General features: G+C 65.1%; 10 protein-coding genes. 1 reads left to right on the top strand and 9 read right to left on the bottom strand.

Going from position 1 to position 11,100, the window contains the following annotated elements; all coding sequences use genetic code 11:
* Positions 1 to 37 precede the first annotated feature (37 nt).
* From trmB to HMUK_RS10910, 9 genes are all read right to left on the bottom strand, one after another.
* Positions 38 to 1,090, bottom strand: coding sequence for an HTH-type sugar sensing transcriptional regulator TrmB (gene trmB, locus HMUK_RS10950; RefSeq protein ID WP_015763225.1), 1,053 nt, complete (start codon positions 1,088 to 1,090; stop codon positions 38 to 40).
* Between the two features lie 81 nt (positions 1,091 to 1,171).
* Positions 1,172 to 2,236 carry a glucose 1-dehydrogenase gene (locus HMUK_RS10945; RefSeq protein ID WP_015763224.1) on the bottom strand — a complete coding sequence of 355 codons (1,065 nt, stop codon included), beginning with the start codon at positions 2,234 to 2,236 and terminating at the stop codon, positions 1,172 to 1,174.
* Between the two features lie 145 nt (positions 2,237 to 2,381).
* Complete coding sequence (locus HMUK_RS10940) at positions 2,382 to 3,446, bottom strand: Gfo/Idh/MocA family protein (RefSeq protein WP_015763223.1); 1,065 nt, start codon at positions 3,444 to 3,446, stop codon at positions 2,382 to 2,384.
* 49 nt (positions 3,447 to 3,495) lie between these two features.
* Complete coding sequence (locus HMUK_RS10935) at positions 3,496 to 3,702, bottom strand: hypothetical protein (protein WP_015763222.1); 207 nt, start codon at positions 3,700 to 3,702, stop codon at positions 3,496 to 3,498.
* A 2-nt stretch (positions 3,703 to 3,704) separates the two neighbouring features.
* Positions 3,705 to 4,886 (bottom strand): ABC transporter ATP-binding protein, encoded by a 1,182-nt coding sequence (locus tag HMUK_RS10930; RefSeq protein WP_015763221.1) that lies wholly within the window; start codon positions 4,884 to 4,886, stop codon positions 3,705 to 3,707.
* A gap of 2 nt (positions 4,887 to 4,888) precedes the next feature.
* Positions 4,889 to 5,881 carry a carbohydrate ABC transporter permease gene (locus HMUK_RS10925; protein WP_015763220.1) on the bottom strand — a complete coding sequence of 331 codons (993 nt, stop codon included), beginning with the start codon at positions 5,879 to 5,881 and terminating at the stop codon, positions 4,889 to 4,891.
* Position 5,882: 1 nt separating this feature from the next.
* Positions 5,883 to 6,872, bottom strand: coding sequence for a carbohydrate ABC transporter permease (locus HMUK_RS10920; protein WP_015763219.1), 990 nt, complete (start codon positions 6,870 to 6,872; stop codon positions 5,883 to 5,885).
* 77 nt (positions 6,873 to 6,949) lie between these two features.
* Positions 6,950 to 8,494, bottom strand: coding sequence for an extracellular solute-binding protein (locus tag HMUK_RS10915; RefSeq protein WP_015763218.1), 1,545 nt, complete (start codon positions 8,492 to 8,494; stop codon positions 6,950 to 6,952).
* Positions 8,495 to 8,778: 284 nt separating this feature from the next.
* On the bottom strand, positions 8,779 to 9,855 hold the full coding sequence (locus tag HMUK_RS10910; RefSeq protein ID WP_015763217.1) for a TrmB family transcriptional regulator: 1,077 nt from the start codon (positions 9,853 to 9,855) through the stop codon (positions 8,779 to 8,781).
* Positions 9,856 to 10,127: 272 nt separating this feature from the next.
* Here HMUK_RS10910 and HMUK_RS10905 point away from each other — a divergent pair, with 272 nt between their 5' ends.
* Positions 10,128 to 10,919 (top strand): hypothetical protein, encoded by a 792-nt coding sequence (locus HMUK_RS10905; RefSeq protein ID WP_015763216.1) that lies wholly within the window; start codon positions 10,128 to 10,130, stop codon positions 10,917 to 10,919.
* Positions 10,920 to 11,100: the final 181 nt, after the last annotated feature.

The following is an 11,100-nucleotide window of genomic DNA, read 5'->3' as shown; positions in this document are numbered from 1 at the left end:
CAAAAGGGAACGCGAGGGAGTGACACACGTCGTCTCGCTACGTCGTGGGCGGTTCGTCGCGGCCGACGCTGATCGTGAACGCTTCGATATCTTCGTAGGCGGCCACGCGGTCTCCGACGGCGACGCGTCCGTCCTCGCCGTCGACCGTCAGGGTCGCGACCTCGCGGTTGCGGCCGAACTCCGCTTCGACGATTCGGCCCTCGACGACGCGCGGATCGCCACTCTCGACGTCCCGTCCCTCGATGGCCGCGTAGAACTCGCCGTCGAGGGCCTGCAGGTCTGAGATACACCGTCGGATCGTGCCGTAACGCCGGGGAAACGACAGGTCCTCGCCGTTGCCGACGATCGTCTCGGCGGTCGTCCACAGCACCGTGTTGAGAAAGCCCGAGACGAGAAAGCCGAGCTCAGAGCGGTTGAAGATGACGCCGTAGCGGTCGTTGTTCCCGCGCACGCTCTCGCGGGTGGCGTACATCGAGTAGTTGCCGTCGGCGACGGCGACCACCGGGGTCGTGATCCCGCGACGCCCTTTGACGGTCGTGGCGAGGCCCCGGTAGTCGAACTCGCCGGCAGGCGGGGCTTTGGCGGCCGGCGAGAGGACGATCTCGATGGCGACGCCCTCGTCGTGGACCGACCGGAGCGCGTCCTCGAACCGATCGAGCAGCCGGGGGGTCAGCGACAGCATCAGCTCGTACTCGGCGGCGGTGATGATGTCTTCGAGATAGCGCAGTATCGTCGGCCGGGACTTCACCAGCGAGACCGCCTCGGGCTTGCGCGTCGGCGCGGTGTAGCGCCGCGAGAGGTCGTCGACGAGGGAGTCGAGCGAGGACTGCACGTCGTCGAAGGCCTCCCGTGGATCGATCGCGAGCACCGTCATCGGGCGGCTGTCTTTCAGCTCGACGAGGCCAACGTCGCTGAGACTCCGGACGGTGTCGTAGACCCGTGGCTGTGGGATGTCCGTGTGTTCGGACAGCTCCGACGCGGAGAGCTCGCCGTGTTCCAGCACCGCGAGGTAGGCCGTGACCTCGTACTCACCGAGGTCGAAGACGGTGATGACCTGCTCCAGTGCGTCCCGGAGGTCGTCGCGGGGCATACGAATCGGTTGACCGACGCGCCAACTAAGTCTTCCGACAGCTACGTTTCCAGACCGCGATCGCTCCGACAACCGTCCGTCTCAGGGCGACTCGAACTCGACGATCGCCTTGATCTGGTCGTCGCCGTCCTCGAAGGCCGGCTCGACGTTCTCCGGGTCGGTGACCGTCGTCACGAGGTGATCGAGCAGGTCGTCGGGCATCGCCTCGACGACTGCCGCCCCCTCCGCGAAGTGTCGGATACCGGCGTTGACCGAGCCGAACAGACACTTGTTGTGGAGGACGATGTCGTTGTGCAGCGAGCCGCCGTCGATCTCGAAGTCCCAGGAGCCGGGGATGCCCAGCAGCGCGCCGACGCCGTTTGGCGCGAGCGCCTGGACGGTCTCGAACGCGTGGGGCGCGTAGCCGGTCGCCTCGTAGATGAAGTCCATCCCCTCGTGCTCGTCGGGGATCTCGTCGACCGGCGTCTCGCGGGAGTCGATGTACGTCGCACCGACCTCGTCGATGAACTCGATGGTCGGGTCGGGCCGGTCGCGTCGACCGAGACAGTAGGTACGATCGAACTCCTGGGTGAGCTGCCACAGCGTCAACAGACCGAGCGGACCGTTGCCCAGCACGGCGGCCGACTCGGGGTACCAGTCGAACGCAGAGCGGGTCGCGCGAGCGTGTTCCAGCGCCTTCTCCGTGTTCGACAGCGGTTCGACGAAGATGCCGTACGGCGCGATCTCCGCCTCGATGGGGATCAGGAAGTCCGCGGGACTGGTGAAGTACTCGGACATGTAGCCGTGCTCGCCGACGATCCCGCGTTCGAAGTACTCGCCGTCGGGAGCCATGTCCGGCTCGTTGCGGCGGAAGTACTCGTTTGTCTCGCCGTTGGGCTTCCGACGGACCGTCGGAACGACGTACTGGCCCTCGTCGAGGCCGGTGCCGTTGGGATCCTCGACGACCCCGACGGCCTCGTGGCCCATCACCATGTGGTCCTCGCCCTCGGGGAACCCGCCGTGGGACCCGCTCAACACCTCGTGGTCGGTGCCGTCGACACCGACTCGGAGCGTCCGAACCAGCGCTTCGCCGTGTTTTGGCTCCGGCCGTGGCTTCTCGATCAGTTCTGGCTCGTCGCTCCCGCGACGGATTGCGACAGCTTTCATACGTGGTCGGAAGATGTGAGCACCGGGGATTAAGTCTTCCTCTCTCGCGCGGTCCGGCGTAATTTGCGCCTTTCGCGCCGACAGACAGCGCCGTCGCTGCTGACAGCGCGGGTCGCCGTCGGGAACGGACCGCAATCCGGGGGAGCTACTCCACCGAGACCGCTTTGCCGGCCTCGCTGGACCGATAGATCGCGTCCATCACGCGCTGGACGGTCAGCCCCTGCTCGATCGTGTTCATCTCGGGGGTGTCGCCGCTGGCGACGTGTTCGAGGAAGTACTCCTGTTCGAGTCCGTGAGCCTCCTGGTCTGCGGTCTCGATCTCGGTGTCACGGTGGTGGGCCGCGCCGTCGTCGGCCGTATCGAGCACGGTCAGGGAGTCGTCGGCCATGTCGAGGTGCGCGCCGCCTCCGTCGCCGCGAACGACGAGTTCCTGACTCGGGTAGCGGTTGCTCGCCCACGCGACCTCCAGCGAGATCGTCGTGCCGTTCGCACAGCGGACGAACGCCGTGGCGGAGTCGTCGACGTCGAAGCCGCCGGCACCCTCGTCGTAGCCCCACATGTTCAGATACGTGTAGTCGTCGTCCGGACCGAACTGCGCGCGGGTCTGTGCCGAGACCTCTTCGATCTCCGGGAAGCCCAGCAGGTGTAGCGCCACGTCGATGGCGTGGGTCCCGATGTCGATGACCGCGCCGCCGCCGGAGACCTCCTTCCGGGTGAACCAGCTGCCACGACCGGGGACGCCGCGTCGGCGGATGTAGTTCGCTTCGACGTGAGAGACGTCGCCGAGTTCGCCGTCCCGGCGGTACTGGTCGAGGACCTGGACCGGCCCCCGGAAGCGGTTGTGGAACCCGACCATGCAAAAGCCCTCGGCGTCGGCCGCCACGTCCGCGATCCGCTCGGCACTCTCCAGAGAGTGGGCGAGTGGCTTCTCGACGAGCACGGAGAGGCCCGCTTCGAGCGCGCTGGTCACGTACTCCTCGTGGAACGTGTTGGGCGTCGAGACGACGACGGCGTCGACGTACTCGTACATCGCGCCCTCGTCTTCGTACACGTCGGCGTCGTAGGCCGCCGCGAACTCCTCGCGAGCGTCCTCGTCGATGTCGGTCCCGGCGGCCACCGTCCCCCCCACGTCGAGTACCTGGTCCGCGTGCAGGTGTGCGATGTTGCCGAGTCCAACGAAGCCGAGTCGAACGTCTTCTATGTCAGTCATTCTCTGTCCGTGCCTCCGTGGGACGGGGATAAAAACGCTCGGGAATTATTCAGTACAGCTGTTGTTCCTTTTCTTCTCGCTCCTGTTCGCGTTCCCGTTCAGCTTTGCGCTTGCGGCGGCCGCGTCGGTACTGGAGTACCCCCGGGATGATCTTGTTTCGCAGGTCGAAGGCGAACGACACGATGCCGTAGACCCAGAAGAAAAACAGGACGACCATCCCGCTCCAGTACACCACGGCGGCGGTGTCGGCGACCATGGTCAGTCGTCACTCTCCGCGCGCGTCCCCGTCGATCCCTCGCCGGTCACGTCGACGATTCCGTGGGCGATGGCGTCGCCGGTCGCGTCGTCGAACAGGTGGATCTTTCGCCGGTCGAGCACGACGCTGACCGCCTCTTCTTCCCGGAGGTCTGAGTCCGGTTCGATGCTCATGAGCAACTGATCGTCCGTCGCGGCCTCCTGTGACATCGATGTCTCGCCGTCGCCCAGCAGGAGGTACGCGAAGATCTCGTCGCCCATCGGCTCCAGCACGTCCGAACGGGCCTGGATCGCGGCGGTGGGGTGGGCGACGTCGTCGGCCACCGACTCGGGATACACGTCTTCCGGCCGGACGCCGACGGTCACGTCGTCGCCAGGTGCCAGCCCGTCGACGCGGGCGGGATCGAACTCGATCGAGAAGTTCGGCGTCTCGATCGCGTCGGTCCCGACGGTGCCGTTGAGGAAGTTCATCGACGGGGAGCCGATAAAGCCCGCGACGAAGAGGTTCGTCGGTTCGTTGTAACAGACCAGCGGCGGATCGATCTGCTGGAGTTCCCCGGTGTCGAGGACGGCGATCCGGTCCGACATCGTCATCGCCTCGGCCTGGTCGTGGGTGACGTAGATGATCGTCGTGTCCAGTTCCTTGTGGAGTCGCTGGAGTTCCGTCCGCATGTGGACCCGGAGTTTGGCGTCGAGATTCGCCAGCGGTTCGTCCATCAGGAACACGTCGGGCTCCCGGACGATCGCACGCGCGATCGCGACGCGCTGGCGTTGGCCGCCGGACATCTCGTCCGGCATCCGTTCGAGCATCCCCTCCAGTTGCACGATGTCGGCGGCCCGCTCGACGCGGCGATCGATCTCCTCTTTGGGGTAATCCCTGAGACGCAGGCCGAAGCTGATGTTGTCGTACACGTCCATGTGGGGAAAGAGCGCGATGTTCTGGAACACCATCGCGATCCCGCGGTCCTTGGGCGGCAGGTTCGTCACGTCCCGATCGCCGATGAACACCTTCCCCTCGGTCGGGATGGTGAGACCGGCGATCGTCTCCATCGTCGTCGACTTCCCACAGCCCGAGGGGCCGACGAGACAGACGAACTCCCCGTCTTCGATATCGAGGTTCATGTCGTCGACTGCCGTGACATCTTCGTAGCGTTTCGTGACGTGTTCGAGTTTGAGGCGTGCCATGATTACTCCTTGAGTGCTCCCGAGGTGAGTCCGCTGACGATGCGTTCCTGTGCGACGACGACGAGGATGAGCATCGGGAGCACGCCCACGACGCTCGCCGCCGCCATCAGGTTGAACGAGGTAGTGTACTGGGTCTGGTAGCTGAGGATCCCGCCGACCAGGGGCGACCAGTTGCCCGCCTGCGGGGAGGTCGCCATGATCGAGCTGAAGAAGTACTCGTTGTACACCGAGATGAACGTCAAGACCGCTGCGGTCGCCACGCCGGGGGCCGACAGCGGCATGATGACCCGGAACAGCGCGCCGAGTCGGGTCGTCCCTTCGACGCGGGCCGCGTCCTCCAGTCCGTCCGGAATCTGGCCGTAGAACGTCGTCAGGATGAAGATCGACAGCGGCATGAACAGGGCGCTGAAGGGAAGCACCATCGACCCCGGCGTGTTCAGCAGTTCGATCGACTGAAACAGCGCCACGTCCGTGAAGGGGATGTTCACGGCGTTGCCGGCGAAGACGTCGTACAGCGGGACGACGAAGGCGGCGGGCGGGAAGTAGCTGATCGCCAGAATCGCGAGCATCAGCACTGCCCGGCCCGGGAACTCCAGGCGGCCGAAGACGTAGCCCGCCAGACTGGCGACGACGAGCACGATGATCGTCGTCGTCACCGCCAGCGCGAAGCTGTTCAGCATGTACAGGTGAAACGGAATCTCCCTGAACACGTCGACGAACGCGCCCGGATTGAACCCCTGTGGGACCGGCAGCGGGAACGGGACCGTCGCCCCGAACAGCTCGATTTCCGGGATGAAACCGCCGCCGATGATCTCGCTGTTGGGCGTCACCGCCAGCACCAGCAGCCAGTAGAACGGAAACAGCGTGGTGACCATGAAAAAGACCATCGCGGTGTAGAACAGCGCCCGGTAGACGCGTTCCGGGTCCTCGATCGCCCGCTGGACCCAGCGGTTGAGCGGTCCGTCCGGCTCGTCGGTGTCGTCTATCGTCGCCATGTTAGATCGCCTCCTCTCCCTGCCAGAGGATCAGCGACATCACGACCAGCCCGATGATCGCCGCCGTGGTGAACGCGATGGTCCCGGCGGCCGCGTTGAAGCCCGAAAAGAAGGACTCGACGACCATACAGGACAGCGACGGCACGACGGTACAGCTGGAGACGATGTCGATGATCCCGTACACCCGCATGGCCGCGACCGACCGGAACAGCACCGCGACGGCGATGGTCGGCAGGATCAGCGGGAAGGTGATGTGCTTGAACTGCTGCCACTTCGAGGCCCCGGCGACTTTCGCCACGTCGTAGAGGCCACGGTCGATGCTCTGGAGGCCCGCGAGGATCAGCAGCGCCATGAACGCCGAGGTCTTCCAGATGTCGGCGACGATGATGACGAACGTCGCGCTCGCGGGGTCGTTGAGCGTGTTCGTGGGCGCGAGCAGGCCGAGATCCGCCAGTGGCGGCGTCAGGAATCCGATGCTGGGCTGGAACATCAGGTAGAACATCATCCCCTGAATGACGACCGGCACCGCCCACGGGATGATGATCGCGGCACGAATCCAGCGGCGACCGTAGAACTCCTGATCGAGGATCAGCGCCTGCCCCATGCCGATGATCGTCTCGAAGAACACGCTCACGAACGCGAAGAGAAGCGTCATCGTCAGCGCGCTCGTCACGAGGCCCTGCACGCCGTAGCTCTGTGGCAGGAACGTCGGCTGTCCGGGGAGGTACCGATCCATGTTCCCGGTGAACAGGTCGACGTAGTTCCCCGGGCCGACGAACTCCCCGAGGCCGGTAAACGTCTGGGCGAACAGCGACATCTCGAAGGTCCGCAACAGGGGGTAGATGGCGATACTCCCCAGCAGGACGAACACGGGCGTCAAGAGCAGGTACGCGTAGGTGGTGTCGCTGAGGTTCTCCATCCAGCGGGTGACACGAACCAGCGGCCCCGAGCGACGTGATTCGCGTTCACCACCCGCCGTCTCGGTACTCATAGGCGGTCACCTCTCATATCGACATCCCATCCATGTTTAGTGATGACATACCAGAGTTGTAAAGCTAGGCGCTAAACTCAGTTCTGTTCGGTGGCTTCGAGGCTGGAGGTCAGCGAAGCCATCGCGTCCTCGGCCGAGGTTTCCTGGCCGACGACCCTGTTGGCCGACTGGGCGATGTCGCTGGACTGCTGGCTCCAGACCGGCGTGACCGGCCGTGCCATCGCGTTCTCACCGGCCACCTGGAGCGTGTCCATGTAGCGCCCGACCGGTGCGACGTTCCGGGCCTCGTCGGAGTTGAACAGCTCGGGACGCGGCGGGAGCCACCCCTGCAGTCGGAACAGTTCGAGGGCGAAGTCCGGCTCCATGACGGCCGAGACGACCTCGTCGATGACGTCGAGGTTGTCGCTGTTGGGGTTGAACGTGAGGTGCCAGCCACCGAGCGCCGAGGTCGTGCCACCGGTTCCGGGCTGGGCGGCCTCGCTCTCGGAGACGGCGTAGGGGATCGGCATCGCACCCAGGTCCTCGCCGAGTGCGGGATCGTCGGTCTCCTCGGGGTTCCGGCCGGTCAGCGCGAGCGAGTACGGCCAGTTGCGGTGGAAGACTGCGTCGCCCTCGGCGAAGGGCGAGCGAGAGGGCTCCTCGATCCAGCCGAGGATGTCCGTCGGCGCGATGTTGCCGGCGTAGTCCGCGAAGGTCCCGTCGAACTCCTCGTCGTGGACGAACTTCCGCATCATGTTGAGCGCGTTGTGGACCTCGGGCTCGTCGACCGTGATCGGACGCTCGCCGACCGGACCGAAGAGGTTCTCGCGGCCGCCGAAGTACGCGCCGCCCCACGATGACATGACCTCGTTGAACGTACAGCAGGCGGTGCCCTCGTAGATGTCCCACTGGGTCGTAAAGCCGTACTCGGCGTCGGCGTTGTCCTTCACGTCGGCGACGACGTGGGACCACTCCTCCCACGTCATCGGCTCGGTCGCCCAGTTCTCGCTTTCCGGGTCGTAGCCCGCTTGTTCGACGAGGTCCTTGCGGTACTGCATCGTCGGGAAGTCGGGGAACAGCGGCACGCCGTAGAGGTCACCCGACGACGGGTCTCGGGCCGTGTCGGTGAACCCGCTGAAGTAGTTCTCGTTGATGTCCGAGAGGAGATCCTCCGGGAGCGTCTCCGAGAGGTTCTGGATCAGCCCGCGCTGGATGAAGATGTTCACCCAGCCGTTGTCCATCTGGAAGATATCGGGGTCGCTCTGGTCCGCGTTGAGGATGCGGTTGTAGTTCGAGCGGACCTCGCCCGTGTCCGAGGCGCTGGGGACCCACTCGATCTCGATGTCGTCTCTGAGGCCACCCGCTTCGTGGAGTGCCGTCTTCATCTCCTCGCCGGCCGTCTGGACGGCGGTCGGCCCGATGCCCCACTGGATCGTCGTCGCGCCGTCGCTCCCGCCCTCGCCCGTCGTCGCTCCGGTACCGTCGCCGCCGTCGCTGCCACCGTCGCCGCCGTCCCCGCCACCGACCAGATCTGCGCAGCCGGCGAGTGTCGCCGCGACGCCCGATGCACCGCTGGCTGCGACGAACCGTCGTCGAGAGACACTGCTTCGCTGTCCGTCGTCGTCCGAATGATTATTTGACATCGTCTTTCGTTGAGTTGCAGCCATCATACTTAAGCGTTGCCGATAGTTAACCACACCTGTTGTAAACAGAGATTCACACGGACTGTGAAGACATATATTTTGTAATAGTATACAAGAAGAGAACGACAACCGCGAACTTACTTTTAAATGGTCGGGGAACGCCGACGGAAATCGGGGCTCCACGTGAAACTCGTTGTTGGTTTTCGAATCTGCGTTAACAGGGGGTGAAAACGATCGCTAGGAAGAGGTTACCGGAGCCAGAAATCGACACGTCGGGGAGGATGTCAATCGTAGCGAACGTCCTCGATCGTGATCTCCGAGGCCTCGACCTCCTCGATGACGGCCCCCCACCCGCCGACTTCGACCGGTCCGTCGTCGGTTTCGAGCGTGATACTCACCCGACCCGCGAGCTGTGACAGCGGGAGTTGCTGGTCGCGGCCGGCGGTCTCGCCCGTGTACCGCACGCGCGTGATCCGACCGTGAAGGGTGACGGTCTCGTGTGTGTCCGTTTCGTAGCCCTCGACGGTCGCGACGATCGTCGCTCCCTCATCCAGCAGCGGATCCACGTCGCGGACGCAGTGACGGAGATCGACGTACGTCGTCGGCGTCTCCGGCGTCCGGAGCGTGTAGATGGTGTCCCAGATCTCCCAGAGGCAGGTGAGGAAGAACCAGTGGAACACGTACGTGTGGGTCCGGTCGCTGACGAGGACGCCGTACTCGTTGACCGACTGGCTGTGTGGCGCAAAGCAGGTCCACCGGCGGTCCACGAGCACGAGGAAGGGGGAGGGCGTGTCCCGGTGGCGGGCTTCGGTACAGACGCTCGCGAGTGCTTCCTCGGACGGCAGTCGATCGCCCTCGCGAGTACAGAGGCTGAGCTTGACGTGGACGCCCCGGTCGCGTGCGTCCCCGAGCGCGTCCTTCAGCGAGTGAAACTGGTCGACGTCGACCGCGATCTGGATCTGTTTCTCGGCGTTGTCGATGATCTCGCGGGCGCGGTTCATCACCGTCTCGAACCGCTTGACGATGCTCACCTCGTGTTCGGCGACGGCGGGCTGGTTCCAGCGGTCCTCGATCTCTTCGGCCGCCGAGAGGTACTCGCTGGATCGGGACCGGAGGTCGTCGAGTACCGTCTCCGGGTCGTGGGCGCGTGCCGTGAGACTGTCCTGCTGGTAGGTCTCGATGTATCCCTTGGATTCGAGGTCTCGGAGCACGTCATAGATCCGCGGATCGGGCACGTCACACGCGTCCGCGATGTCGGTCGCCGAGGCGCTCCCGAGTTCGAGCAGGGTCACGTAGGCCTCCGCCTGGTACGGAGACAGACCCGCGTCTTCGAGAACGTCGATGAGATCGTCGTCTTTCATCGTTTGACTGGCGCTTCCGGAGGATGAGTTATATGTTCGTTGTTCTGTACGGCATCCGTTCCCGTGATTGACACCCCGTTCGGTGGCGCACTCGCGTGAACCCGCGGGGGCGGTGACGGCGACCGTCGTTCCTCGACACCGAGACGGCCGTCGAGCGTGAGTGACCAGATGGCCATGCAACTACTAACCACACCAGTTGTTAAAAATATTGGTGGCGGCGGGCAACGTCGACTTCGACAACGCTGAAGCCACTGGCAGCCGTCGACGACGCTATGAGTCTCCTCGGCGCGCTCCGGAATCCGGCACACACCGGCTCGCGGCGCTGTATCCCCTGTACGCTGGTCAACGTCGCGATTCTGTGGCTCGCCGTCAACGTCGTGGTCGTGCTCGGACGACCTCTCGCGGGGGCCGCCGTCCTCGTCGTCGGACTCGTCGTGATCTGGCTCCGGGGGTACCTCGTTCCATACACCCCGCAGTTCGCGCCCCGACTGGTCGCGGCGTCACCGATCCCGACGACGTGGTTCCACGACACCAACGAGCCGGGATCGATCGCGGACCGGTCCCGAGACGGGGATCGACTGCTCGGGGAGCTCCGACGGGCCGGCCTGCTCGACGCCGACGAAGAGCGCGTGTATCTCGATCCGGACTTCGAGCGCCGCTGGCACGCCGAGATGGACCGGCTCGCCTCCCAGTCACTCGACGACCTGGCGGACGAACTGGCGTCGGTACCGAGCGTGCCGTCGGCACGGCCGGTCGAGCAGGACGGACGGGAGTGGCTCGCAGTCGGCGGACAGACCGCACTCGTCGCTCGCCACGTCGCGATCGCCGAACTCGGTGCCGTCACCGCCCTCGAACCGCACGTCGACGACCCCGCGGATCGGCTCGCGATGGCCAGGCCACTCCGAGAGTTCCTCACCGACTGTCCGGCCTGTGGGACCGCCTTCGATCGATCGTCGGAGGTGTCCTGCTGTGGCGGGTACACGAATCCGCGCGAGAAACCCCGCGAGACGCTCGTCTGCCCGGAGTGTGAACAGCGATTCTTGCGGCTCCCCGACCCGGAGTGACAGAACGGTCCCGCTGATACTGCCGGCTGTACCTTCGTTCAGATATTCGCCACCCCGGGTGGCGAAATCCGTGACAGATGTACAGCCGGTAGTATGACCGGCGACTGTCCGTGTCCGACGAGCGATAGTGTGGACCGTGGCCCCAGACCGCACGATCGCGTGCCGGCGGCGGCCACCGATC

Source organism: Halomicrobium mukohataei DSM 12286 (genome assembly GCF_000023965.1).
Lineage (GTDB): Archaea > Halobacteriota > Halobacteria > Halobacteriales > Haloarculaceae > Halomicrobium > Halomicrobium mukohataei.
This window is presented reverse-complemented; position numbering and strand designations above follow the sequence as displayed.